Below are 26,710 nucleotides of genomic sequence, written 5' to 3'. Positions count from 1 at the left end.
ACTGTTAAGTCATCGCCGCGGGGTGGAGCAGCTCGGTAGCTCGCTGGGCTCATAACCCAGAGGTCGCAGGTTCAAATCCTGTCCCCGCTACTGAAAACTCAGGGCCGGAACTGATCAGTCAGTTTCGGCCCTGAGTGTTTTCCACCCTCGCCCTCTCCCCTCCGCTCGGCCCTCCCCGCTCGCTCCCCACCCCCACTTGGGCAACCCTGGTCACGTGGAGGAACGGCGGATCTCGTACGCACGCCGGTTCGTCCGGCTGCTCCCGGCCCTGTTGATCGGGGTGGGGAGCGTGTACGACTACGTCACGCCCACCGGCTTCACCGGCGCCCCCTTCTTCACCGCCGCGCCCCTGGTCGCCGCCCCGCTCTACTCGCAGCGCGGCACGATCCTCACGGGCGTCACCGCCGTCCTCGTCCTGCTCACGCTCCGCATCCTGCGCGGCGGCCTCCCCCGGGCGGAGCTGATCACCGAGCTGGTCACCGTGGTGGTCGTCTCCGTCCTCGCCGTCCTCATCAACCTCCTCGTCCGCCGCAGCGACGAGCGCCTCGCCTCCGCCCGTGAGATCGCCGAGGCGGCCCAGCGCGCGGTACTGCCGGAACCCGCCGAGCGGATCGGCGGCTTCCAGATCGCGGCGCGGTACGAGGCGGCGCAGGAGGGCGCCTCCATCGGCGGTGATCTGTACGCCGTCCAGGACAGCCCGCACGGCGTACGGGTCGTCGTGGGGGATGTGCGCGGCAAGGGAATGGGGGCGGTGGGGGCCGTCGCCGTCGTCATCGGGGCCTTTCGGGAGGCCGCCGAGCAGGAGGCCACGCTGGAGGCGGTCGCCCAGCGACTGGAGCGGGCGCTGGCCCGTGAGCGCGCCCGGAGCGAGGGGGTCGAGTCCGCCGAGGGGTTCACCACCGTCGTGCTCGCGGAGCTGCCGTACGGCGACAGCGTCGTCCGCCTCGTCAACCGGGGGCATCCGCCGCCCCTGCTGCTGTACGCCGACGGCACCGTGCGCGCGCTGCACGCCGTGGAGCCCGCGCTGCCGCTCGGCATGGGTGAGCTCGGCGCGTGGCCCGACCGGGCCCAGGACGCCGACTTCCCGAGCGAGGCCACGCTGCTGCTGTACACCGACGGGATGAGCGAGGCGCGGGACGAGGAGGGGGTGTTCTACGACCCCGAGGTGGGGCTCGCGGGGCGGGCCAACGCGCGCCATGAGCCGGCCGAGCTGATCGGCGTGCTCGCGGCGGACGTGCGCCGGCACTCCAGGGGAGGGATGGCGGACGACATGGCGCTCATCGCCGTACGGCGGCCGTGACCCCGCCCCTTGATCCTTCTCACCAAGGGTGACCGGGCGAACGCCCTCCGCATAACAACTGACATACCGTCAATACCTGTGTGACTCCTGAGCTTTGGTCAACTCGCCCGATTTAGCCCGCTCGTGACCCGTAAGTCCGGGCGAAAATCGTTAATGATCAAGCGGAACGGCTTGGAATCCGTACCCCGGGTCTATTAACGTTCGATAACGCAGCGCGGTTGTCCCAGCCGTCACAAGAGACGGCTCCGTGCGCACGCGCCGAGTCCCGCAAGGGAGCCGGGGAACCACCACCCTGGGGTGAATCGCACGGATTCCGCCGTGGAAGCACGGTTGGTATACGCGCGTAGGAGACCTTCCTGCTCCGAACCCGTCAGCTAACCCGGTAGGCGAGAAGGAAGGAAAGGAGCACGCCCACGTGGCGTCCAACAGGCCTGCTACGCAAGCCCCGTTCGTGCCGAGTCAGCGCAGTAACGACACCTTCGGCTACGACGGCTACCGCACCGACGAGGGCCCGTTCGAGGAGTGGAACCCCACCGCGGAGTCCATTCGTCCGGTACGTGGCAGGCATCGCGTGGCCAAGCAGCGCGGCGGGGGACTCGCGCGCAGCTCCACGGTTCTCGGCGTCGGCGTCATAGCCGCGGTCGGCGCGGGCGGCATGGCCACCGCGCAGAGCGGCAAGCCGCCGGTCGCGATCACCATGCCCGACCTGCCCCTCATATCCGAAGACGACTCCGCCGCGGCCGCCGAGGACACCGGGACGGCCCTGAGCACCATGGGCGCCGCGACCGAGGAGACCACGCAGGACACCGGCGACGCCGGTGAGGCGCTGCGGGCCCGGATCATCGCCCAGGTCGAGCAGCAGCAGGACCAGGTCGACAGCAAGGCCGCCGCCGAGGCGATCGCCGCCGCCGAGAAGGAGGCCGCCGCAGCAGCCGCCAAGGCGGAGCAGGAGGCCAAGGAGAAGGCCGCCGCCGCGAAGGCCGCCGCCGAGGAGGAGGCCCGCAAGAAGGCCGAGGCCGAGCGCCTCGCCGAGCTGGCCAAGCAGTTCACGCTGCCGACCTCCTCGTACACCATCACCTCGACCTTCGGTCAGGCCGGCGCCTACTGGTCCTCCGGCTACCACACGGGCCTCGACTTCGCCGCTCCGTCCGGCACGCTGATCAAGGCCGTGCACTCCGGCACCATCACGTTCGCCGGCTGGGACGGGTCGTACGGCTACAAGACCGTGCTCACCCTCGACGACGGCACCGAGCTGTGGTTCGCGCACCAGTCCTCGATCAGCGTGAGCGTCGGCCAGAAGGTCAACACCGGTGACGTCATCGGCCGCGTGGGCGCCACCGGCAACGTGACCGGCGCCCACCTGCACCTCGAAGTGCACCCCGACGGCAGCACGAGCGGCATCGACCCGATGGCGTGGCTGCGCGGCAAGGGGCTCACGCCCTGAGGGCAATCTCCTGATCGCACAAGGACGTTGACGGCCCGGCCTTCCTCACAGGAGGCCGGGCTCACGCGTTCTCAGGGATCGCAGGTGCCGGACCGGCTCGCGCACTGCCAGCCCGAGAATCCGCCCTCGGGGTTGTCGAGGTCGTCGTCGAGCCGGAGGAAGCCCCAGACGACGGTGAGGGTGAACGCGACGGCGGCCAGGGCCAACAGCCACAGGACGACCGTCCTCGCGGTCCGCCTCACGTGCGATACGGGTTGTAGGCGGGATACGGCGCCGCCGGGCCGTAGGGGGCGCCCTGCGTCGGTCCGTGCGCAGCGCCCTGCGTCGGCCCGTATCTGGCGGCGTGCCCCGGTCCGTACGGCGGCCACTGACCCGGCGCCCCGTAGCCGTACCCATGGCCGTACCCGTACGCGGCCCTGGGCTGCGCGGCGACCGCGTGCTCCAGTGCCGGTCGCGCGAACCCCCGGCGCCCCCACAGCTCGTGCAACAGCTCCTGTTCCCGTACGACGAAGTCGGCGCCGGCCCGCCCCCGCCGCCCCCGGTGCCGTAGGAACGCCAGCGACGTGGCGTACGCCTCGTACTGCGCCACCGCCCGGGCCGCCGTCCGCCCGCCACGTTGCCGCGCGTACTGCCGGGCCACCCGCCGTGCCCGCATCGAGCCGAGCGCGAACGGCTCGACCGGCGTCAGCCAGCCGGCGACGACATACGCGGGCAGCTCCTCGCGCACGGTCCTCAGTTCGCGCTGCCGGGTCCAGATCACCAGCCAGGTCAGCAGTCCGAACGCGGGCACCATGAAGGCGGCGTACACGGCGAAGAACCCGAACTCGCCGAAGGCCGACGAGCCGTTCCACAGGGCGTGCATACCCATGGCGAGCAGGAGCCCGAAGAGCGGGAGGAGGACGCGGCGCACCGGCTGTCGCGGGCCCGACAGGGCGGCGATGCCGAAACCGATGCCGGTGAGGACGGTGAAGAGCGGGTGCGCGAAGGGCGACATGATGACGCGGACGAAGAAGGTCGCCGCGGTGACCGAGGCGATGCCGCTGTCGCCGGAGAGCTGGTCGGTGCCGAAGGCGGTGCCGAGGTAGAGGATGTTCTCGGTGAAGGCGAAACCGGTGGCGGTGACGCCGGCTATCACCACGCCGTCGACGATCCCGGTGAAGTCACGTCGACGGAAGAGGAAGACGAGGAGGATGGCGGCCGCTTTGGCCGTCTCCTCCACGACGGGCGCTATGACGGTGGCGCCCAGGGTGTCCGCGTGGGACGGATCGGCGGTCGCCGTCGCTATCCATCTGGTCGCGAAGCTGTTGGCGATGATCGCTATCAGGGCCGCCGCGCAGGCGCCCCAGGCGAACGAGAACAGCAGATTGCGCCAGGGGCCCGGCTCGACCCGGTCCAGCCAGCGGAACGAGGCGACGAGCAGCGGCACGGGCAGGACGGCGAGCCCGAGCCCGACCAGGAACCCTTCGGTGCCGGTCTGCTCACGCACCAGGGCGAGGATGACCAGCCCGGAGAGCGCGAGCAGCGTACTGAGCGCGCCGTAACGCACCCACCGCTTCTGCCACCAGTGCGCGTGCCGCAGTGCCCCTCCGGTGGGACCGGTGGGGTGCGTCGGGTACGGGGGACTGGTGGCCACGGCATTGACCCTAACGAGACGCGCTTGTTCGTGCTGTTCTGCCCGCTGCTTCTACCGCTGTACGCGGCGGAAGAGCACGTCGTTCACCACATGACCTTTGTCCAGTCCCTGCCCCTCGAAACGGGTCAGCGGCCGGAACTCCGGACGGGGCGCGAAACCGCCGTTGGCGCAGGTGTTCTCGAAGTCGGGATGACCGGTCAGAACTTCGAGCATCTGTTCGGCGTACGGCTCCCAGTCGGTGGCGCAGTGCAGGAGGGCACCGGGCTTCAGCCGGGTCGCGGCGAGGCTGAGGAACTCGGGCTGGATGAGGCGCCGCTTGTGGTGCCGCTTCTTGGGCCAGGGGTCGGGGAAGTAGACGCGCAGCCCGTCGAGGGAGTCGGGGGCGAGCATCTCGCGCAGCAGGATGATGGCGTCGCCGTTGCCGACACGGACGTTGTTCAGCCCGTTCTGGTCGGCGAGATTGAGCAGGTTTCCCTGTCCCGGGGTGTGTACGTCGACGGCGAGGATGTTGGTCTCCTGGTCGGCGGCGGCCATCTGTGCGGTGGCCTCACCCATCCCGAACCCGATCTCCAGAACGACCGGATTCCCGTTCCCGAACAGCTCACCGAGATCGACGACCCGCTGCCCGTCGATGTCCAGCCCCCACTTGGGCCACAGCCGCTGCAACGCGTCCGCCTGCCCCGCGGTCACCCGACTCCGCCGCGGCTGAAAACTCCGAATCCGCCGCTCGAAGTGCGACCCCGCAGGATCAGCCTTGGGCCCGTCCGGGAACCGGGGCTCACCTTTGGCCCGGGTATGCCGAACGGACACACCGGGGAGATGGTGGAGGTGCTCGCCGTCGGTGCCGGGTTGCTCGTCGGTTCCGGGACGGTCGGTTTCGGGGGTGTGGAGGGAGTCAGACACAGTGGGGTCGATTTTACGGGGGCGGTGAGGGGGCGGAGGACGCGTGCCGGTGGGGCGACGGCGACTTCTCGGTGCCGGTCCGGTATTCCGGCCCGTCCGGCGTTTGAGGACGAGTTCCCGCCGTCCCTAGCCCCCACCCACCTGCTGGGGGCGTCTGTGTCGAGCGACGACACCTTCTCAGCGCCGGCCCGTGTCTTTCAGCCCGTCCGGCGTTTGAGGACGAGGCTCCTTAAGGGCCGAAGCGGGGGTCTGGGGGCGGAGCCCCCAGAAGGACCCGGGGTCGAAGGGGCAGAGCCCCTGGAGGATGGGACGGGTAGGGGCGGCGGGGGCGAAAACCCCCCGGCGATGTCACACCCTCACGCCCCCTCCAACACCCCCAACGCCCGCCGAGCCACCTCCCGCCCGATCGGCAGAGACGCAGTCGCCGCAGGACTGGGCGCGTTCAGCACATGCACGGCCCGCGCCCCCTCCCGGATCAGAAAGTCATCCACCAGCCCCCCGTCCCGCAACACCGCCTGAGCCCGCACCCCCGCCCCCGCCCGCACCAGATCCTCGGACGTCACCGCGGGCAACAACCTCCGCACCGCCTCCGTGAAGGCCCCCTTGGACACCGACCGCCGCAGCTCCCCCGCCCCGTACCGCCAGTGCCGCCGAGCCATCCGCCACACCCCGGGCCACGCCACCGTCCCCCCGACCTCCCGAGGCCGTACGACCCCCCACCCGTACCCCTCCCGGGCCAGCGCCGGCACCGCGTTGGGCCCGACGTGCACATCCCCGTCGATCCCGCGCGTGAGATGCACCCCGAGGAACGGAAACGCCGGATCCGGCACCGGATACACCAGCCCCCGCACCAGCTCGGGCCGCGCCAGCGAGTAGTACTCCCCCCGGAACGGCACGATCCGCACCTCCGGCTCGTCCCCCGTCATCCGCGCGACCTCGTCGCAGTACAGCCCGGCACAGTTCACCAGCACCCGCCCCCGCACGACGTCCCCCCGCGTCGTCCGTACGGCGACCCCCAGCTCCGCCCGCCGGTCGACCCGCTCGACCTGCGCGCCGTACCGGATCTCCGCCCCCGACGCCTCGGCGAGCTGCCGGGCGACCCCGACGAAGTCGCACACGCCGGTCGTCCCGACGTGTATCGCGGCGAGCCCCCGCACCTCCGGCTCGTACTCCGCGATCTGCGCGACGCCCAGCTCCCGCACCGGAATACCGTTCTCCCGCCCGCGCTGCACCAGCGCGTGCAGCCGCGGCAGCTCCTCCCGCTCGGTCGCGACGATCAGCTTGCCGGTGACGGCGTGCGCGATGCCGTACTCCGCGCAGAACTTGACCATCTCGGCGGCGCCCCGCACCGCGTACCGCGCCTTCAGCGAGCCCGGCCGGTAGTAGATCCCGCTGTGGATGACCCCGCTGTTGCGCCCCGTCTGATGCCGAGCGGGCCCCGGCTCCTTCTCCAGCACGGTCACCCGCGTACCCGGCGCGGCACGCGTGATCGCATACGCCGTGGCCAGCCCGACGATCCCACCGCCGACCACGAGCACATCACAGTCGTAAGCGATCGTCCGCACCTGCCCCACCTCCCGGTTTCGATAATGCACTGCGCCACTGACAACGCCCCCAAACCCGGGGACCGCCACATCCGGCCGCGAGTGCGGGCTCGCGCACCCCGACGTGGTGATTCCAAGGGGGAACTTTGAGCAAGGGCGGGAATTCCGGCCACCCGTCCGCCGTGATTCAGCCACGGCGCGTTCACCCACCGCTCGGACGATGCGGCTGATCATCCGGTCTGCCGCGTCGGGCGTTGCAGCGGCACTGAACGAAACGGCACACCCATGGGACGCACATCCATGAGACGGACATCCGCGAGACGCCCTTCCATGGGACGCCTCACCCCGGCCGTGGCCCTCGGCCTCGCCGCCCTCCTGGCCGCCGCCCCCGCAGGCGCCGCCACGAAGACCGGCACCCGGAACAGCTACGGCACCAAGGCGACGTACACCCCCGGCCAGAGCCCCCGCACCTACCAGCGGCCCCCCGCCGGCTTCACCGCCGTCTTCACGGAGAACGTCTCCCGGCACGGCTCCCGTTCCACGACCGACGGTGAGGACGCGGACCTGGTCCTCGTGCTGTGGAAGAAGGCCGAGGCCGCTGGCGCCCTCACCGCGAAGGGCAAGGAGTTCGGGCCCAAGGTTCAGGCGCTGCAGGAGGCCATGAGCACCGTCGGCTACGGCGATCTCAGCGGGCGCGGCAAGCGGGAGATCCACGACACGGCCGTGCGGATGGAGCAGCGGTTGCCGGGGCTGTTCCAGCGGATCGCCGGTGCCAAGGAGAAGATCGACGTCGTCAGCTCGGGGCAGGGACGCGCCGTCGACAGCGCGAACCTGTACGCCGCCGCGCTCGCCGACACCGAGCCCGCCCTGAAGCCGCAGATCGGCGCGACCCGCACGGACGTCGACCTCCTGTACTTCCACAAGGCGGCCGGAGGCGCGGCCTACCGGGACTACATCGCGAACGACCAGCGGCTCGCGAGCACCCTGAAGTCGATCACCGACCAGCCCACCACCCACCGCGCCGCCCGCGACGTACTGAAGAAGCTCTTCAAGGGCGCCTTCGTCGACCAGCTCTCCGACGACGACCGTGTGGCCGCAGCCACCGCCGTCTACCACCTGTACGCCATCGCGCCCGCCATGAGCGACGAGAGCCCGGGCGGCAAGGGCTGGGGCATGGAGCGGTACATCTCCAAGCGGGACGCGGCCTGGTTCGGCTACCTGAGTGACACGGAGGACTTCTACGAGAAGGGCCCGGGCTTCGCGGGCAGCGACATCACGTACAAGATGGCGGACGTCCTCCTCGACGACTTCTTCACCAAGGTCGAGGCGAAGCGCGCCGGCACCGGTGACCTGGGCGCCGAGCTCCGCTTCACCCACGCCGAGGAGATCATCCCGCTGGCCGCGCTGATGGGCCTGCCGGGCAGCACGAAGGGCGCGACGGCCGAGCGGCCGTACACCTACGCCGACAACACGTGGCGGGGCGCGTCCGTGGCGCCGCTCGGCTCGAACATCCAGTGGGACGTCTTCCGCAAGGGAGACACCTACCTGGTGCGGATGCTCTACAACGAGAAGGAGACCGCCTTCAAGGCCGGCTGCCGCCCGACGGCCAAGGGCAGCACCTTCTACAAGTTCGATGAGCTGGAGCGCTGCTTCGGGCGCACGAACAGCGCGTCCTAGCGGCCTGGCCCGGCCCGGACGGGGGCGACGGCGGCTCGGGTCTTCCGAGCCGCCGCACGCTCCGCACGCGTGCGCGTGCCGAAGATCTCCGCCTAGGCCGGCGCCATGAGCAGTGGCCGTGCCCGCTCCCGGAGTTCGACGACCCGCGGCTCGTCGCCGTACGGCTCCAGCCGGTGGAGCAGGTCCTTCACATACTCCGTGGTGCGCGCGGACGATATGCGCCCCGCGACCTCCACCGCCCGCACGCCCTGCTCGCACGCGGCATCGAGATTGCCCGACTCCAGCTCGGCGACCGCCGAGACGACGAGCCGCAGCCCGTGCGAGCGCACGAACTCCTCCGTCGGCTTGGACAGCGCCTGCTCCGTGAACCGCCGTACCTGGCGTGGTGCCTTGAGGTCCCGGTAGCACTCGGCGGCGTCCGCCGCGAAGCGGTCGTAGGAGTAGAAGCCGAGCCATGACGGATCGTTGTCGCCCTCCCTGGACCGCTCAAGCCAGCCCTCCGACGCCTTCAGGGCCGCGCCGGCGGCCTGCGCGTCACTCGCGCGCGCGTGTGCGCGTGCCTCGACGAGGCGGAAGAAGCTCATGGTGCGGGCCGTGGCGAGGCCACGGTTGCGTTCCAGGGCGGCCTGGGCGAGGTCGACGCCCTCGTCGCCGAAGCCCCGGTAGGTCGCCTGGAGCGACATCGACGCCAGTACGTACCCGCCGAGGGGTACGTCGGCTGCCGCGCGCGCGAGCCGCAGCGCCTGGATGTAGTACCGCTGCGCGGCCTCCTGTTGCCCGGTGTCGAAGGCCATCCACCCGGCGAGACGCGTGAGTTCGGCGGAGGCGCCGAACAGTGCCCGGCCCACTTCGTCGGAGTACGAGCCGAGCAGCAGCGGTGCCGCCTCCACTCGTAAGCACTCGGGCACCATGGACGAACGCCAGTCGCCGCCCCCGTACTTGGAGTCCCAGCGCCTGGCGTCGTCGGCGGCCTCCCGCAGTTTCTGCACATCGCTGTGGCCGACTTTGAGCGGTGCGCCGGAGCCCTCGGAGGAGCTCGCCTCGCGCGCCACCGAACTGTCGGCCGGGGTTATCAGCCACCGTGAGGCAGGCGTTGCGTATGCGCTTACTGCGAACGAACCGGCCAGCGACTGCCAAATGCCACCGGTGCCGGTGCGCCGACCGGCGAGGTCGAGACGGTAGAGCTCCGTCGCCGACTTCACCGCCTGTCCGACGTCCCGGGGGAAGGCGAGGCCCACTTCGGGTGCGGGGTCCGCGTCCGCCAGGCCGATCTCGTGGAGCGGCACCGGGCGGCCCAGCTTCTGGCCGATCGCGGCGGCGATGAGGTGCGGCGCGGCGCCCTGCGGCACCATGCCTTTCGACACCCAGCGCGCGACCGAGGTCTTGTCGTAGCGAAGAGTCAGGCCACGCTGAGCGCCAAGGTCGTTGACGCGTCGAGCGAGTCCTGCGTTGCTGATTCCCGCGAGGGCGAGAACGGTGCCGAGCTTTTCGTTCGGCCCGCGTTGCTCCCTGGACATGCGCCACCCCTCGACACAGACGGCTGCCGCGCTGGCATAACCACGCGGCATTCGTAAACCCAGCGTAGTTCGCCGCATCCCAAGCGTTAAGGGGCATTGTTCCGGTTGGCGGGATTGTGGTCCGTACTGAAGTGCGCACTCTGCACGGACAGTTGTGGCGTGCTCCCGCTGTGTGGCTGTGCGCCCGTCCGTGCGCTCTTCTCCAGCCACCGGGGGAGCGGTTCCATGGCTCTTGCGTGGGTCGGCCCGCTGTACTGGATCCAGTGGGCTGGGGGATTCCGCCGCCTACATCCCCGCGGGCGGCGGAACGGTCCGGGGGGCGCACTCCGTTCCCCGGACTGCGCGCACCGCGAGCACGGCGAGTAATGCGGAGGGCTTGTACGGAGGGTGCGCGAGCCTGTCCCTACGACGTCGATTTGGCTGAAAATCGACCCCGCTTCTCTCGGGTGATTACCCCTCCGACCACGGTACTTGAGGGCGCAGAGGGCGTTTTGGGGGAGCGTATCGGGGGCGCATTCACGTCGCAGACGCGATGCGATCTCCTCGTCCCTCCCTCCATGGATTCCTTCCCTCCGCCCGGGTGGATCCTCTTGCCCCGTCCGGGGGTTCGGGCATCACCGAGCCGACCTGGGGGCACTCGCGCGGGCGCGATTCCCGGAGTTCGAGCGGCTCAGCCGCCCTCCCGCACGCGTCCTTCATGGCAGCATGGGGAACCGGTTCGTACCGTGCACTGGTTGTCCACAGCCTGTGGAGGCGTCGATGCGGTGGTTGGTGGGATGGAGCAGCACCGCCGCGGTGACCGCCGGAATCGGCACCGCGGGGGCCACCGGGAGCGACGGCGAGACCGTGCACCCGGTGGGGTCCCAACTCCTGTGGGGTGACCCCGATCCGCTCTGGGCGGTCGGCGACTGGCGCCCGGACGAGGTGCGCGTGGTGAAGGCCGACGCGCAGACCCGGATCGCGGTGCTCGGCACCTGCGGGGCGAGCGACGAGCAGCTGCGGGTCGGTCTGTTCGCCGCGCGCGGAGGGGCACTTCGGCATCTGACGGCGTGGTCCGGCAGCTACACGGCAGTCGTCCAGGTCGGCCGCCGCATCATGGTGTGCGGCGATCTCGCGGGCGCGCGGCCCGTGTTCTACACCCCCTGGGCGAACGGCACGGCCTATGCGACGGCCGCCCTCCCCCTCGCCGACCTCATCGAGGCCAACCTCGACTTCGGCCACCTCGCCGCCCTGCTCGCCGCCCCCGACGTACCGGCGGCGCTGCACGACTCCACCCCGTACGACGGCGTACGGCGCATTCCGCCGGGGCATGCGCTGATCCTGCGCACCGGCGCACGCGAGATCGCCGGGTACGAGCCGGTCGCCTCGCTGGCCGTGGCGGCCCCGACGGCGGACCCGGACAGCGCGGTGGACGCCGTACGCGACGCCCTGGTGGAGGCGGTACGCGCGCGTCTGTCCGCACCTCGCCATGTCCCCGGCGCCGACATAGACCCAGGACCGGTCCCCGGGATGGGCCCGGCCGAGCGGCGCGCCGCGCGCGGGATGCCGGTTCCGGGCATCGGGGCGGACCTGTCCGGCGGCCCCGCGTCCGGCACGCTGGCGTTGCTGGCCGCCGGCCTCCCGGGGATGCCGGGCACGGTCCTGGGACACGGCACGGGCGCGGGGGAACGCCTCCTGGCAGTCACTTTCAACGACCTGGCGGTGGGCGGCCGCGAGGCCGAGCTGGAACGAGCGGGCACTCTGGCGGCCAACCCCCGCCTGCACCACGTGGTGGTGACCGGCGGCGAGGACACACTCCCGTACGCCGACCTGGACGGCCCGTTGACGGACGAGCCGGGCCCGAGCCTGGTCACGGCGGCGAGACACCGCGCACGCCTTGCGTCGGGCAGCGCGGACCACTTCACCGGATACGGCGCCCGCCAGGTCCTGGACGCGCATCCGGCCCGCCTCGCCGACCTCCTGATGGACCGCAAGCGGCGCCATCTGGTCCGCCCGGTCGCGGCGCTGGCGAAGGCGGACGGCTCGGTACTGGTCCCCGCGCGCGTGTACGGCGCGGCACGGAAGCTGTCCCGCACCCCGTACCGAACGGGCCTGGAATCCCTCGCTGACCGCCTCCTCCACCGCCGCTTCGACGAACCCGGAGGTGCCGTAGGGGCGTCGCTCGCCGCGCTCACCTGGGCCAGACCAGGCCCCGCGGCCCGCTGGCTGACCGGGGAGGCGCTGGCTGAAGTATCGGTTCGCCTGCAAGCGGCGTCGCACCGCAACGGCGTCGGCCCGGGCCAGCGTCCCGGCGACCATCGCGCGCGTGCCGCACTGGCCCGCCACGCCTCGGACATCCGCGTCCTGGAACAGGCCGCCGAGATCCGCTTCCAGCGCCTGCACACCCCGTTCCTCGACAACCAGGTCGTCCGCGCCTGCCGAGCCCTCCCCGAGGCCCTGCGCGTCCAGCCCGGCGCCCGCGCCGCGATCCTCCGTACGGTCCTGGAGGGCGCCGGAGTCGCCGACCTCCCACCCGGCTGGGGCGCCCCCTCCCACGCGTCGGCGGCGGTGGCGGCACGAACGGGCCTGAGGGTGTCCACAGACTCCCTGATGGCCCTCTTCGGCACCCCCCTCCTGGCCCAGGCGGGCCTGGTCGAGGCCCGAGTGGTCCGCAAGGCCCTCCGCGCCGCAGCCGAGGGCGAACCCCTCCCCCTGGACGGCCTGGCCGACCTGGTCTCCCTGGAACTCTGGCTACGCCGCCTCTTGGCCCGCAGAGGCACCTGCTGGACAGGAACCCCCGCCCGCCAGCGCGCGGTACCGGCGGGGATCACGCCGCAGAGGGGGGCGTTGGGGGCGGGGGCCGGGGTGCGGCGGGGGTAGGAACGTCAGCCCATCGGGCGGCGTTGGGGACGAGGGCGTACGGTCCCTGGCTTCTGCGGGCCTGCGCGTTTCAGCACGTCCGGTGTGTGGGGCCGTGGTCGTGCCGTCCCGTTCTCTCACCTACCTGTGGGGGACTCCGTCCCCGACCCTCACTCGCCCGCGATCGGCGGTTCCCTTTCGGTGGGGGTGCGCGCATTTCAGCCCTGTGGGGGACTCCCCCCGACCCTCACTCGCCCGCGATCGACGGCCCCCTCTCGACGCGGGCGCGCGCATTTCGGCCTGTGCGGTGTTGGAGGCTGAGTTGTGCCGTCCCGATCTCCCACCGACCCGTGGGGATTCTGTCCCTACCTCCACTCACCCGCAGGGGCGTCTGAGTGGACCGCCGGCACCTTCTCGACGCGGGCGCGCGCATTTCGGCCTGTGCGGTGTTGGAGGCTGAGGTTGTGCCGTCCCGATCCCCCACCCACCCGTGGGGGACTCCGCCCCTACCCCCACCACCCGCAGGTGCAGTCTGAGCGGACGGCTGGCACGCTCTCGACGCCGGTCCGGGTATCCCAGCCCGTCCGGCGTTTGAGGACGAGGCCCTTTCGGGGCCGATGCGGGGGTCTGAGGGCCGCAGGCCCCCAGGGGGCCCGGGGTCGAAGGGGCAGAGCCCCTGGAGGATGGGACGGGTAGGGGCGGCGGGGGCGAGAAAACTCCCGGCCCGCACCCGGCCAACCACCCCAACCGTGGACCCTCGACCACCTGGGCCCCGCCCCACGACCCCCCGACCCGACAAAACCCGTGCCCTTGACAGCCACCCCCGCGACAATGACCCGGTGCGGTACAGAATCCTGGGCGTCACCCAGGCGGAGGACGACCAGGGCACCGTCATACCCGTCGGCGGCCCCCGCCTCCGCGCGCTGCTCACGGCCCTGGCCCTACGCCCGGGCCGCCTGGCCACCCCCGACGCCCTGATCGACGAGGTCTGGGCCGACGCCCCGCCCATGGACGCCCCGGCCGCCCTCCAGGCCCTGGTAGGCCGTCTGCGCCGCACACTCGGCAAGGAGGCCGTCACCTCCGCCCCCGGCGGCTACCGACTCGCAGCCACCGAGGCCGACGTGGACCTCTTCGTCTTCGAACGCCTGATACGGCAGGGCACCGCAGCCCTCGACCGCGGCGACCCGCACACCGCCGCCCACGACCTCGCCACCGCCCTCACCCTGTGGCGCGGCCCCGCCCTGACGGACCTCCCCGACCGCGCCGCCCCCGCGACCCGCCCGGAGGCCCTGCGCCTGGAGGCGACCCGAGCCCGCATCGACGCGGACCTGCGACTGGGCCGCGCCCAGGACGCCGTACCCGAACTGAGGGAACTGACCACGGCGCACCCGTACGACGAACCGCTGCACGCCCTCCTCATCCGCGCCCTGCGCGACACGGGCCGCCCAGCCGACGCCCTCGCCGCATACGAATCCACCCGCCACGCCCTCGCCGACGGCCTCGGCACGGACCCCGGCCCCGAACTCCGAGCCCTGCACGCCGAACTACTGGCGCCCGCGGCCTCCACGACCCCGGCGGCCCCCGCGATCCCCACGGCCCCCGAGCCACCCAAGGCCTCCGACGCGGCCCCCCATTCACACCCCGCCCCGCCAGGCCGGCATCACCCCCACAACTCCCACCACCCCCACCACCTCCAACCCCCACCCCACCCCCAACCCCCCGAACGCAACGGCAACCTCCGTCCCCGCCTTACCTCTTTCGTGGGCAGGGAACTCGAACTCGACGCCATCCGTTCCGAATTGCACAGGGCCAGACTGGTCACGCTCACCGGACCGGGCGGCTCTGGAAAGACCCGCCTCGCCGAGGAAGCCGCCGCCGGGCTCCCACAGGCATGGCTCGTCGAGCTCGCCCCCCTCGACAGGCCGGAGGCGGTGCCAGGCGCGGTGGTCAACGCGCTCGGTCTGCGCGAGACCGTGCTCCTGACCAACGAGCTGTCGGCCCCGCAGGACGACCCGGTCGCCCTCCTGATCGAGTACTGCGCCTCGCGCAGCCGACTCCTGATCCTTGACAACTGCGAACATGTCATCGGCGCGGCCGCCACCCTCGCCGAGACCCTCCTCACCCGCTGCCCAGGCCTCACGATCCTCGCCACCAGCCGTGAACCCCTGGGTGTCCCCGGCGAGTTGGTGCGCCCGGTCGAGCCCCTGCTCCCCGACCAGGCTCACCGCCTCTTCGCGGAGCGCGCGGCAGCAGTCCGCCCCGACGCAGCCGCCGCACTGCGCGACGAGCGCGACGAGCGCGACAAGGGCGCCGTCGCCGAGATCTGCCGCCGCCTCGACGGCCTGCCGCTCGCCATCGAGCTGGCGGCGGCCCGGCTACGGCTGCTCACACCCCGTCAGATCGCCGACCGCCTCGACGACCGCTTCCGCCTCCTCACCTCCGGAAGCCGTACGGTCCTGCCCCGCCAGCAGACCCTGCGGGCCGTCGTCGACTGGTCCTGGGACCTGCTCGACGAGGGGGAGCGAACGGTGCTGCGCGAAATGTCCGTCTTCGCGGGCGGCTGGGACCTCGCGGCGGCGGAAGCCGTGTGCACCGGGCCGACCGCCGACCTCATCGGCGCGCTCGTCGACAAGTCCCTGATCGTGGCCACCCCGTGCGAGCGGGACGGCTCCGACGGCATGCGGTACCGCATGCTGGAGACCATCCACGAGTACGCCGTGGAGCGCGCCGCCGAGTTCCCCGAGCTGCGTCTGGCGGCGGAGCGCAGGCACCGCGCGTGGGTGCGCGCACTGGTCGACGAGGCCGATCCGCTGCTGCGCTCCGCCGACCAACTCCCGTGGATCTCCCGCCTGGAGACCGAGCTGGACAACATCCGCGCGGCTCTCGACCGAGCCCTCCTCGCGGGTGACGAACCGGGCGCCACGTCCATCGCCCTCGCCATGGGCTGGTTCTGGTGGCTGCGCAACTACCGTGTCGAGGGCGCGGCTTGGGCCGTCCGGATTCTCAGCCTGTGCGCCGCCCTGGACGCCGCGGCACCGGCCACCATCCGGCAGGCTCGTACGGGCTCCGGCGACCTTCCCGCCGTCGACCCGGTGGACGCCTTCCTCGCCGCCCCCGAGGGGCAGACGCACCACCCGCGGCACGGGCCCCGGATGGATCTCCGCGTGCTGCATCTGTTCCTCGCCATCGAGTTCGAAACGGTGGGGCACTGGCAGGACGATCGACAGCGCCGGTACGTCGATCGAGTGCGGGCCCACTTCGCGCGGGGCGGCCCCGAGTCGGCCCGTCTTCCGGGCCTGGTCTGGCCGTTGACCCACTTCATTCTGGGCGACACGGCGAACACCGGGCAGGTCATGGACGCTGTGCTGGCCAACTGCCGTGTGCACGGCGGCGACTGGGAGATCGGCTGCATCCTGATGTTCCGCACGCACATGCTCGTCGACTCACCCGGCGGCATGGCGAGCGTCGACGAGGACCTCGTGGAGCTGCGGAGCATCAGCCGCCGGGCCGGGGACCGCTGGATGCGGGCCCAGGTGTGCAGCGCGGCCGGTGAGACGGCCATGTCACGCAGCCGCTTCGAGGAGGCCAGGGGCGAGTTCGAGGAGGGGCTGCGCCTCGCCCACGAGGTGGGCGCGTACGCCGAGACGCCCTTCCTCATCGCCAGGCTCGCCGAGATCGCCTATCGCTCGGGCGACCATCAGGCCGCCCTGACCGCGCTGGACGAGGCGAGCGGCGCGGCCGACCGGTACGGCGTGGGGGACTCACGGGCGTTCGTCCTGCTGATGCGGGCCCATATCGCGCTGGACGATCAGGACACCGCACGCGCGCGTGAGCTGTGTGAGGCGGCCCGCGCGCAGATCGAGCGCACCACGCCACCGCCGCAGTTCCTCGTGATGCTGAACGCGGTCGACGCCCTGACGGCGACGGCGGAGTCGGGCGCGAAGCACGGACTGCCCCGCCTGGTCGACACACTGCACCTGGCCGTGGAGAAACGCTGCGCCGACGTGATCACGGCGACCCTCACGGACGCGGCGGCGGACCTGCTGACCCGCCTCGGCGACCATCTCCGCGCGGTCCGCCTGCTCGCCGCCTCGGAGCGCTGGCGCGGCGGTCATCCGCGCCCCCTGCCGGAGCGCGCCCATGCCGACCGTGCCGAGGCCGCCGCCCGCACCGCCCTCAGGGCCGAGGAGTTCACCGCCGAGCACACCCGGGGCGCCGCCCTCACCTACGACGACGTCCTGCGCGAGCTCGACGAGGCCGTGCGCGACCTCCATGTCCCCACCCGGCGGGTGCGGTGAGGCCAGCAGCAGGTCGGCTGAACGCCCTTACCCGCAGCTGAACTTCGACTCCGCCCAGTCCGCCAGCATCAGGTTGTCGAGGGTGCCGTGCGGCTCGACCACCAGCCGTACGGTCGCGCGCCCGGTGAGGTTCACATGGACCGGCACCGCCGAGTCCCCGCCCTTGAGCACTGCGGACTTCCACAGCCGGACGCCGTCGGCGTAGACCGAGAAGGAGAACTTGCCCAGGCCCAGGGTGCTGTCGTCGACGCCGACCAGCGCGTCGTAGGCGGAGCACTCCCGGTTGAGGTCGATGACGACGGAGGACCGGCCGTGCACGGTGACGCCGTGCGCGTACCGCTGGTCGGCGATCGAGGCGCCGTACCTCTGCCACACCCAGCTGCTCTCCCCGATCCGCATCTCGGGCTCGGTGCCGTCGCCTGCGATGTCGTACGACAGCTCGCTCCACTGGTAGACGACCGGGGCGGGCGGGGGCGTCGGAGTCGGGGTGGGCGTCGGGGTCGGAGTGGGGGTGGGCGTCGGCGTCGCGGAGGGCGTGGGCGTGGCCGTCGGACTGGGCGTGCGGCTGGGCGTCGGGGCGGGTGTCGGGGTCGGCTTCGGGTTCGCGGCCGGGACGATCGCCGGCGGCTGCGGGGCGGGCTCCGAGGGCTCCTTCTCCGACGGCTCGGGCGTCGGCGTCTCCTCGACGATGGGGGAGGGCACGGGTGGCTGCTTGGCGTCCTCCTTGTGGGTCGGCTGGTCGTTGCCGGCCAGCGCGAGCACGATCGCCGCCGCCACGCCCACGGCGACCACACCGGCCGCGATACCCGCCTTCAGCGGCGCGCCCAGTCCTTCGGCGGCCGCCGCGCCGCCCGAGCTCGCCCCGCCGGACGAACTGCCGCCCGCCGCGGCGGCTCCCCCCGACGCACCGCTCGACGAACCGCCGCTCGCCGCCGCGGCCGCTCCCGCGGCACCGGCCGCACCCGCCCCGGCACCACCGGCGATGAGCCCGGCCGCCTTGGCATACCCGGCGACGCCGAACCAGCCGATGACCGCGACCGGCACGACGGCGGGGATACCGCCGGCGACTTCCTTGATCTGGCCCGCGGCCAGCCGGCACTTGGCGCACTCCTCCAGGTGCTTGCGCAGACCCCGCTCGGCACGGGTGCGCAGGCTGCCGCGGGCGTAGGCGCCGAGCCGGTCGGCATAGCGGGCGCACCCCTCGTCGCTGGCGAGGCTGGCGCTGACGTGGGCCTGGAGGTAGGCCTGCTTGAGTCCCTCGCGAGCGCGGCTGGCGAGCACGCGCGTGCCGTTGGCGTCGAGCCCGAAGAGCGTGGCCACCTCGCTCGGCGACTCGTCCTCGACCTCGGTGTGCCACAGCACCGCCTGCCAGCGCTCCGGCAGCGACCGGAAGGCCTGCATGGCCATGGACTGCTCGGCCTCGTGCATCGCCCGCACATCGGCACCCAGGTCCAATGTGTCGTCGTCCGAGACCTCGGAGACGCGCGCGGACTGCGCGGCGAACACCGCGAAGTCGTCGACCAGTTGCTCGCGCCGCGCCGACTTCGTCCAGTCCGCGGCGGCCCGCCGGATCGACGTGAGCAGATACGCCCGTACGGCGTGCTCGGGACCGGAGCCGCCGCGTACCGCCTGGAGCATGCGGGCGAAGACCTCGGCCGTGAGGTCGTCCGCGGTGTGGGCGTCACGGCAGCAGGTACGCGCGTACCGGCGCACCGCTTCCGCGTGGCGCCGGTACAGCTCCTCGTACGCGGTGTCGTCGCCGGCACGCATCCGCCCGATCAGGTCGGCGTCCGACGGCGGCATTTCGCGTGGCGTGGGCAGCGCGCCGTCCTCGCGTCGGTCGCGCTGTGCCGGGACGCTGCCCTCCGCGCGCGCGTGCGTGCGGCCCTCCGCCGGCCAACCGCCCGGCGGCAGGTCCGCCCGTCCGCCCTGACTCGGCACCTGCGGAGTCGCCGAGTCACCGTCACCGCGTGACTCGTCCCACCCGTCAACGCTCATCGCGGAAAGCCCCCGCCGCCAGCTCTACCAGTCCCGGACACCGGGTCAGGGTGCCATATTGGCTTTTGGTCAGGACCCACTCGTACGGACATCCACTCGTCCGTGGGGCCTTCCAGCACCGTAGTACTACCCCTCGCCCGTACGGGGAAGGCTCAACAAACCTTCACCGGGCGGGAGTTGGGCGCGATGCCTGAAATGCCTGGTGTGTTCCACGATGGTGTTCGAGGCGAGGGCGGCGCAGCACCCCGCCTCCCGATCACCGACCCGCGGCGGTCACCCCGCCCGGCTCACGACTGAGGCCGCGACCGCAGCCCCTCCAGCAGGATGTCCAGCAGCCGTGCCGAGGCCGCCGCCTGCTGTGCCGCATCCGGCAGCGAGGGCGCCGCCGTGGCGATCACCAACAGGACGTCCGACACCGACACGTCGGCCCGCAGCTCACCCGCCGCGCGAGCCCGCTCCACGAGCTGGCCCACCACGTCGAGCAGCGCCGCCGCCCCCGCGTCGTCCGCCGGCACCACCGTCGGCTGCTCGGGCACCAGCCGCAGCTCGCCCGCGCCCGGCTGGGTCCGCTGCTGTGGCACCCGGGCCTCGTCGACCATGGAACCGTCATCGGCGACCCCGACCCGCAGTACCTGCGGCGGCAGCAGCCGGCCCGCGCCCGACGCCACCGAAGTGCGCAGGAAGCGTGAGAGCGCCGACCACGGCTCGTCCTCCTGGCCGAGCGCGGCACGTGCCTGGTCGGTCAGCCGGGAGGTCTCCTCCTCGGCTATCCGCCGCACCAGGACGTCCTTGCTCGGGAAGCGCCGGTATACCGTCCCGACGCCGACCCGCGCGCGCCGCGCCACGTCCTCCATCGGCGCGCCGTATCCCAGCTCGCCGAAGACCTCGCGCGCCGCACGCAGCACGTGCTCCAGATTGCGCTGTGCGTCCACGCGCAGCGGCGTGGAACGCGCATCCCCGCGTCCGTTGCCCGCAGCCGCGCTCATCGTGCCGCCCACCGCTCCGCCGCCCGATGCGATGGCGGACGCGGAAGACCATCGAGAATCCTGAACATGCATAAGCGATCCCCCGGTAATGACGTCTCCCCCCGGAGACTCTCCCCGTCATTGCAAAAGCCGGAGCGTCGCGGAACAAGCCCGGACAACGAGCCCGTCGTGTGTGACTCACGGACCCGAAGAGCGCATCCCCCTACACCCCGTCGACATACGAACATAGTTGAGCGAGGGTCAATTCAGAAGGGGCACGTTCCGCACGGAGCGCCCCTCGATCGGAGCACGAGTCGTTTACATCCCGATTGAGCCACCCATGACCCCCCGGCGCACACCCGCTGACCTGCGGATTCTTCCCGCACTCCGGCAAATCGGCCAAACCGTGGCGCCGACGATCTCCGGTCACACAAATTGTCGAGCCTGTGGACAAACGCAAGCGCCGGGTGCGTCATGGGATGGTGAAGGAACGTGCGCGCATTCTCGTTGTCGGCGGCGGCTACGTCGGGATGTACACGGCCCTGCGCCTTCAACGGAGGCTGAAACAGGAACTGGGCCGGGGCGAAGCCGAGATCACCGTCGTCACTCCCGACCCGTACATGACGTATCAGCCGTTCCTCCCGGAAGCGGCCGCCGGCTCCATCTCCCCGCGCCACGTGGTCGTACCGCTGCGCCGCGTCCTGCCGCAGTGCCGGGTCGTCATCGGCGAGGCCACCGCCATCGACCACACGGCGCGCACCGCGACCCTCACCACCCTCGCCACCGAGGAGGAGGGCACCGGCACCGAGCAGCTGTCGTACGACGAACTCGTCCTAGCCCCCGGCTCCATCTCGCGCACGCTCCCGATCCCCGGCCTCGCCGAGCACGCCATCGGCTTCAAGACCGTCGAAGAGGCCATCGGCCTGCGCAACCACGTCATCGAGCAGATGGACATCGCCTCCTCCACCCGCGACCCCGCGATCCGCGACGCGGCCCTCACCTTCGTGGTCGTGGGCGGCGGCTACGCAGGCGTGGAGGCACTTGGCGAACTGGAGGACATGGCCCGCTACGCCACGCGCTACTACCACAACGTCCCGCCCGAGGACATGAAGTGGATCCTGGTCGAGGCCTCGGACCGGATCCTGCCCGAGGTCGGCGAGGACCTGGGCCGCTACACCGTCACCGAACTGCGCCGCCGCAATATCGACGTACGCCTGCACACCCGCCTGGAATCCTGCGTGGACCGCGTCGCCGTCCTCAGCGACGGCGCCCGTTTCCCGACCCGTACGGTCGTCTGGACGGCCGGCGTCAAACCCCACCCGATCCTCGCCGCGTCCGACCTGCCACTTGATGCGCGCGGCAGGCTGAAGTGCACCCCCGAGCTGACGATCGAGGGCACCACGCACGCGTGGGCCGCGGGAGACGCCGCCGCCGTCCCCGACGTCACCGCGGGAGAACCCGGCAAGGAGTGCGCCCCCAACGCGCAGCACGCCCTGCGCCAGGCCAAGGTCCTCGGCGACAACATCGCCCACGCCCTGCGCGGCGAACCCCTGGAGACGTACGCCCACAAGTACGCGGGTTCGGTCGCCTCCCTCGGCTTCCACCAAGGCGTTGCGCAGATCTACGGACGCAAGCTGAAGGGCTACCCTGCCTGGTTCATGCACCGCGTCTACCACCTCAGCAGGGTGCCGACCTTCAACCGAAAGGCCCGGGTCCTGGCCGAATGGACACTGTCGGGGCTCTTCAAGAGGGAGATCGTCTCCCTCGGTTCGCTCGAACATCCCCGGGCGGAGTTCGAACTCGCGGCCGGTGGAAAGCATCACCTCAAACCGGGAGACGACACGAAGGGGTCGTCCTGACCGGACCCAGGAACTCCACCGACGGGGCAGGCGTCTGACGGGTGTCGGCCAGGTGGGCCGCACTGCCAGACTGATCCCCGAACCGATCCCGACCCCGGACGACCCTGGACGGGCACCAGCCCGCCCTTCGACCCATGAGGCTCTCCCACAGTGCTGCAATCCCGGGGTGCTGGTGCCACCCCTCAGACCCCAGGCCGGGTCCGGAGCTGGCCGAAGACGACGACACGAGGCAAGGATTCGTGAACTTCACGCGCTGGAGCGCCCGGCTCCCCGGAACGCAGCGCCGCGCCGCAGCGCGGACCGAAACCGCGACGGCGGTCACCCAGGACCGCCGGGGGGAGAGCCCGGGCGCCGTCCCCGCGGCCCGCGCCGAACACCTCACCGACGAGGCCAAGCCGATCCCCGCCCTGGACGAACTGCCGGTCCGCGAGGTCCTCGACCGCGTCCCGTCCCTGGTCGCCCTGGTCCACGGCCCCGACCACCGCCTGGCCTACGTCAACGACGCGTACGTGGCGGCCTTCGGCGTACGCCCCCCGGGCGAACCGGCCCGCGAGGCCCTCCCCGAACTGGCCGAACTGGGCCTGCTCCCGCTCCTCGACCAGGTCCTGCGCAGCGGCAAGCCCCGCACCCTCAAGTCCCGCAAGGCCCCCGACGGCCGCTCCTACACCTTCACCTGCACCCCCGTGACCGAGGGCGACGACGGCGGCACCGATGTCCTCGTCTTCGCCACCGACGTCACCGACCACGCGGAGGCCGCCGAACGCCTCCGCGCCAGCGAACGCCGTCAACGCGAAACAGCCGTCACCCTCCAGCGCTCCCTCCTCCCCCAGGAGCTCGAACAGCCGGACGACCTGCGCATCGCCGCCACGTACCACCCCGGCGGCACGGAGGCCGCGGTCGGCGGCGACTGGTACGACGTGATCACCCTGGGCGGCGGCCGCACGGCCCTGGTGATCGGCGACGTGATGGGCAGAGGAGTGCGGGCAGCCGCGGTCATGGGCCAACTCCGTACGGCGGTCAGGGCCTATGCCCGCCTGGACCTCCCCCCGCACGAGGTCCTCCAACTGCTCGACGGCCTGGCGATGGAGATCGACGCCAACCAGATCGCCACCTGCGTCTACGCCATCCACGACCCGAACGAGGGCCGCCTGGTGTACGCCTCCGCCGGCCACCTCCCGATCCTGGTCCGCGACGAGAACGGCGCGGTCCAGCGCGCCGACGAACCCACCGGCCCGCCCCTCGGCACGGGCGGCTGGATGCACGCGTCCGGCTCGATCGCCCTGGGCCCCGGCTCCACGGCGGTCCTCTACACCGACGGCCTGGTCGAACGCCGCGACGAGGACCTGGACGAAGGCATCGCCTCCCTGGAACGCGCACTGGCCGGTGCGACCGGCACCCCCCAGGTGATCTGCGACCGCCTGGTCCGCTCGGCCGGAGTCACAGCGGACCACGACGACGACGTAGCAGTCCTCGTCCTCCAGCACCCGGCCCGCACGGGCCCCGACGGCGACCTCTTCCGCAACGCCGCCCTGGAACTCCTCGGCGGCGTGGAAGCCGCCCCTCGCGCGCGTGCCTTCGCCTCCGGCGTCCTGACGAGCTGGCGCTTCCCGACCGACCTCCACGACCTGGGCGTCCTGGCCACGAGCGAGCTGGTCGCCAATTCCCTCCAGCACGGCATCCCACCCATGCGCCTACGCCTGCGCCGTACCGACCGCCGCCTGATCATCGAGGTCACCGACGGCGATGACCACCTCCCACGCCGCCGCAGAGCAGAACCGGGCGACGAGTCCGGCCGAGGCATCGCCATCGTCGCAACGATCGCCTCGGGCTGGGGTTCCCGCCGCACACCGGGCGGCGGAAAGGCGGTCTGGTGCGAGTTCGTCCTACCGAAGGCCACAACCGACACACCAAGACCCTGAACGGCAGACGCCTCCTGGCGTCTGAGGGGACCGACGGGCACGTTCTCGACGCCGGTCCGGGCATTCCAGCGAGTCCGGTGCGAGCAGCCGTCACCTCTCGACGCCGGCCCGTGTCTTTCAGCCCGTCCGGCGTTTGAGGACGAGGCCCTTTCGGGGCCGATAGCGGGGGTCTGGGGGGCGGCAGCCCCCCAGAAGGGCCCCGGGGTCGAAGGGGCGGAGCCCCTGGGGGATGGGACGGGTAGGGGCGGCGGGGGCGAGAAAAACTCAGGCGTGAGCCCGAGCCTCCCCCGTCGAGGACGCAACCCCCTGCGCCACCACCCGACTCTTCCCCAACCACGGCCGATCCTGCACCGCACTCAACTGACGCCCCAACCGCAACGCGAGATACGTGATCCCCAACGAGAACACAAAGAACGTCACGACATACGGCCCATGCAGCGACGCCCCCATAGGCCCACCCACCGCCGGCCCAACCGCCAACGCAAGCTGCTTCACCAGCGCAAACGCAGAGTTGTACTGCCCAGCCATCCCCTCCGGCGCCAAGTCCGCCACCAGCGGAGCAACCGTCGGCGACAACATCGCCTCACCCAGCCCGAACAACGCATACGTCGAGACGAAGGCAGCCGTAGCCATCTCCTGACTACCGTGCCCCAGCCCCGCATACGCCGCCGCAACCCACGCCACGGCCCAGATCAACCCCACAGCCGCGATCACCCGCGACCGCCTCCGCCGCTCGACGAACTTCAGCACGGCGAACTGGGCCACCACGATCATCGCGGTGTTGGCAGCCAACGCCGTCCCCAGCGCAGACGTGGAAACCCCGGCCGCCTCGACCCCGTACGCACTGAGCCCCGACTCGAACTGCCCGTAGCAAGCGAAGAACAGCACGAAGCCCAGCACACACAGCTGCACCATCGCCCGGTTCCCGAGCAACTGCTTCCAGCTCCCCTTCGCCGACCCGGCCCCCGGCACACCGTCGATCCGCGGCGCCCGCGGCATCCGCACGGTCACCATCACCACGACGAGCAGCAGGAACATCGCCGCCTCGATGGCGAACAGCAGCGTGAAGGACGAGACGCTCGAAGCGTCCACGAGGTGACCACCGATGAGCCCGCCAACGCCCAGCCCCAGGTTCTGCAGAAAGAACTGCATCGCGAACGCCCGCGACCGAGTCTCCGCGGTGGAGCAGTCGACGATCATCGTCGCGAGCGCCGGCTGCATCACGGCCTGCCCCGCCCCGAGCGCGGCCGACGACAGCAGTACGGCCACAGCAGTTCCCGCAAGCCCCAGGCTCAGCGCCCCCAGCGCGGCGGTGACCAGAGCGGCGAGCAACACCGGAAGCGGGCCCCGCCGGACGATGGCCCGCCCGGCGAACGGCAGCACGACCAACGCGGCCACGGCGAAGACGGCAAGGACGAGCCCCGCCGTCATGGAACCGAGCCCTCGCACCTGCGCCACGTAGACGTACAGGTAGGGCACGGTGAAACCGAGCCCGAACGCGCTGAGTGCATTGCCCACGTGGATCCGGCGCATCGCTGCGCCCATCGCCCTGGTCACGTTCACCTCTCCTCGTATGCAGACCTGAAGACTTCAAAGCTAAAGTTCGAAGCTAAAGAGTACACAGAGAAGGACTTCAACGCCAAGCGAGCCCGTGCCATACTCGGCCCATGGGCGACACCCCCGGCATCGGCGAGCCGACACTCGAAGAACAGATCGCCGCCTACCAGCGCGAGTTCCAGGGCCTCGACCCCCAGGTAGAGAAGATCGTCTCGGCACTGTCCCGGCTGAACCGCCGTATGAACGTCGCCTACGGCCGCCAGACCGCCGCGCTCGGCATCAGCAACGCCGAGTGGGAGGTCCTCAAGGCCCTGGTCCTTTCCGGCGCCCCGTACCGCATGGGCCCCAGCGACCTCGCCAAGCGCCTCGGCCTCACCCCGGCCGCCATGACCCACCGCATCGACCGCATGCTCGCCGAGGGTCTGGTCACCCGGGAGCGCGACGAGTCCAACCGCGTCCGCGTCATCGTGGAGCTGACCGCGGAGGGCCGCGAGAAGTGGCTGGAGGCGATGCGCCTCGCGTCCGTCTTCGAGGAGGACCTCCTCCAGGACCTCTCGGCAACGGAGCGCACCACCCTCGGCGAGGTCCTCACCCGCCTGCTCCGTAGGGTGGAGGACGCCCAGCCGGACGCCGGCGGACGCCTCAGCGACCTGGACTGACACGAGCCCGGGAGCCGAGAGAAAAGATCTTGACAGGGGATGCTTGACAGCCCTCTGCCCGATCCGTAGAGTTCTCCGGGTTGCCGCCGAGCCGTAACGGTTCTGCGACAGCACCTCCCGCCGCGCGAGCGGCAAACCAAACCACCAGCACGATCTCCCTCCGGGGTTGATTTCGGCATGCCCGAATTCAATTCGAATTGGGACTCGGCGGCCCGATTGGGAATCGCCGAGAGGATCCGCTAAGGTTTGAGACGTCGGAACGGCCCAACAGCCGCGAAGACAAGCCCCGCTGACTGGGGGTCAGGCCCGAAAGGATCTGATAAAGTCGGAACCGCCGGAAAGGGAAACGCGAGAGCGGGAACCTGGAAAGCGCCGAGGAAATCGGATCGGAAAAGGATCTGATAGAGTCGGAAACGCAAGAACGAAGGGAAGCGCCCGGAGGAAAGCCCGAGAGGGTGAGTACAAAGGAAGCGTCCGTTCCTTGAGAACTCAACAGCGTGCCAAAAATCAACGCCAGATTAGTTGATACCCCGTCTCCGGCCGGATCACCGGTTGGGACGAGGTTCCTTTGAAGAAAACACAGCGAGGACGCTGTGAAC

General features: G+C 71.4%; 16 protein-coding genes, 1 tRNA gene and 1 riboswitch. Of the genes, 9 read left to right on the top strand and 8 right to left on the bottom strand.

Features of this window, described 5'->3' with window-relative positions; translation table 11 throughout:
- Nucleotides 1–16: 16 nt before the first annotated feature.
- From BLU79_RS40825 to BLU79_RS40815, 3 genes are all read left to right on the top strand, one after another.
- Nucleotides 17–90: transfer RNA gene (locus BLU79_RS40825), tRNA-Met, on the top strand.
- 124 nt (nt 91–214) lie between these two features.
- Nucleotides 215–1,300 (top strand): PP2C family protein-serine/threonine phosphatase, encoded by a 1,086-nt coding sequence (locus BLU79_RS40820; RefSeq protein WP_093911108.1) that lies wholly within the window; start codon nt 215–217, stop codon nt 1,298–1,300.
- 246 nt (nt 1,301–1,546) lie between these two features.
- A riboswitch (cyclic di-AMP (ydaO/yuaA leader) is annotated at nt 1,547–1,704 on the top strand.
- An 11-nt stretch (nt 1,705–1,715) separates the two neighbouring features.
- On the top strand, nt 1,716–2,744 hold the full coding sequence (locus tag BLU79_RS40815; protein ID WP_093911107.1) for a M23 family metallopeptidase: 1,029 nt from the start codon (nt 1,716–1,718) through the stop codon (nt 2,742–2,744).
- Nucleotides 2,745–2,815: 71 nt separating this feature from the next.
- Here the strand turns inward: BLU79_RS40815 and BLU79_RS48455 are convergent, their stop codons facing one another.
- The 4 genes from BLU79_RS48455 to lhgO form a co-directional block, all read right to left on the bottom strand.
- On the bottom strand, nt 2,816–2,986 hold the full coding sequence (locus BLU79_RS48455; protein ID WP_177001368.1) for a hypothetical protein: 171 nt from the start codon (nt 2,984–2,986) through the stop codon (nt 2,816–2,818).
- Entirely contained in the window at nt 2,983–4,377 is a 1,395-nt protein-coding gene (locus BLU79_RS40810) for a PrsW family intramembrane metalloprotease (RefSeq protein ID WP_093911106.1), read from the bottom strand. Before BLU79_RS40810 ends, BLU79_RS48455 begins: the two co-directional genes overlap by 4 nt.
- Nucleotides 4,378–4,428: 51 nt before the next feature.
- On the bottom strand, nt 4,429–5,280 hold the full coding sequence (gene trmB / locus BLU79_RS40805) for a tRNA (guanosine(46)-N7)-methyltransferase TrmB (protein WP_177001367.1): 852 nt from the start codon (nt 5,278–5,280) through the stop codon (nt 4,429–4,431).
- A gap of 356 nt (nt 5,281–5,636) precedes the next feature.
- Nucleotides 5,637–6,845: an L-2-hydroxyglutarate oxidase gene (lhgO, locus tag BLU79_RS40800; protein ID WP_256333643.1), complete on the bottom strand. Its 1,209-nt coding sequence runs from the start codon at nt 6,843–6,845 to the stop codon at nt 5,637–5,639.
- Between the two features lie 309 nt (nt 6,846–7,154).
- Between lhgO and BLU79_RS40795 the strand changes: the two genes are divergently transcribed.
- Nucleotides 7,155–8,501: a histidine-type phosphatase gene (locus tag BLU79_RS40795; RefSeq protein ID WP_093911105.1), complete on the top strand. Its 1,347-nt coding sequence runs from the start codon at nt 7,155–7,157 to the stop codon at nt 8,499–8,501.
- A 92-nt stretch (nt 8,502–8,593) separates the two neighbouring features.
- Here BLU79_RS40795 and BLU79_RS40790 read toward each other — a convergent pair whose 3' ends face one another.
- Nucleotides 8,594–10,018: an NsdA family TPR-like regulatory protein gene (locus tag BLU79_RS40790; protein ID WP_093911104.1), complete on the bottom strand. Its 1,425-nt coding sequence runs from the start codon at nt 10,016–10,018 to the stop codon at nt 8,594–8,596.
- A 759-nt stretch (nt 10,019–10,777) separates the two neighbouring features.
- Here BLU79_RS40790 and BLU79_RS40785 point away from each other — a divergent pair.
- The gene (locus BLU79_RS40785) at nt 10,778–12,877 is read left to right on the top strand and encodes an asparagine synthase-related protein (RefSeq protein WP_093911103.1); all 2,100 of its coding nucleotides are present in this window, start codon (nt 10,778–10,780) and stop codon (nt 12,875–12,877) included.
- 818 nt (nt 12,878–13,695) lie between these two features.
- Nucleotides 13,696–17,154: an AfsR/SARP family transcriptional regulator gene (locus tag BLU79_RS40780; RefSeq protein WP_177001366.1), complete on the top strand. Its 3,459-nt coding sequence runs from the start codon at nt 13,696–13,698 to the stop codon at nt 17,152–17,154.
- Nucleotides 17,155–17,181: 27 nt separating this feature from the next.
- Here the strand turns inward: BLU79_RS40780 and BLU79_RS40775 are convergent, their stop codons facing one another.
- Both BLU79_RS40775 and BLU79_RS40770 read right to left on the bottom strand, forming a co-directional pair.
- The gene (locus BLU79_RS40775) at nt 17,182–19,152 is read right to left on the bottom strand and encodes a sigma-70 family RNA polymerase sigma factor (protein ID WP_093911101.1); all 1,971 of its coding nucleotides are present in this window, start codon (nt 19,150–19,152) and stop codon (nt 17,182–17,184) included.
- A gap of 287 nt (nt 19,153–19,439) precedes the next feature.
- Nucleotides 19,440–20,210, bottom strand: a complete 771-nt coding sequence (locus BLU79_RS40770) for a TetR/AcrR family transcriptional regulator (RefSeq protein WP_093911100.1) — start codon at nt 20,208–20,210, stop codon at nt 19,440–19,442.
- A 386-nt stretch (nt 20,211–20,596) separates the two neighbouring features.
- On the opposite strand from BLU79_RS40770, the gene BLU79_RS40765 reads away from it, so the two are divergent.
- Both BLU79_RS40765 and BLU79_RS40760 read left to right on the top strand, forming a co-directional pair.
- Nucleotides 20,597–21,976 (top strand): NAD(P)/FAD-dependent oxidoreductase, encoded by a 1,380-nt coding sequence (locus BLU79_RS40765; RefSeq protein WP_093911099.1) that lies wholly within the window; start codon nt 20,597–20,599, stop codon nt 21,974–21,976.
- A gap of 239 nt (nt 21,977–22,215) precedes the next feature.
- Nucleotides 22,216–23,895, top strand: coding sequence for an ATP-binding SpoIIE family protein phosphatase (locus BLU79_RS40760; protein ID WP_093911098.1), 1,680 nt, complete (start codon nt 22,216–22,218; stop codon nt 23,893–23,895).
- A 264-nt stretch (nt 23,896–24,159) separates the two neighbouring features.
- On the opposite strand, the gene BLU79_RS40755 is transcribed toward BLU79_RS40760, so the two are convergent.
- Entirely contained in the window at nt 24,160–25,428 is a 1,269-nt protein-coding gene (locus BLU79_RS40755; protein WP_177001374.1) for an MFS transporter, read from the bottom strand.
- Between the two features lie 134 nt (nt 25,429–25,562).
- On the opposite strand from BLU79_RS40755, the gene BLU79_RS40750 reads away from it, so the two are divergent.
- Complete coding sequence (locus BLU79_RS40750) at nt 25,563–26,111, top strand: MarR family winged helix-turn-helix transcriptional regulator (protein ID WP_093911096.1); 549 nt, start codon at nt 25,563–25,565, stop codon at nt 26,109–26,111.
- Nucleotides 26,112–26,710: the final 599 nt, after the last annotated feature.

This window comes from Streptomyces sp. cf386 (genome assembly GCF_900103585.1).
Lineage (GTDB): Bacteria > Actinomycetota > Actinomycetes > Streptomycetales > Streptomycetaceae > Streptomyces.
Note: the sequence above shows the minus strand (reverse complement) of the source record. Positions and strands in the feature narration are given on the sequence as shown.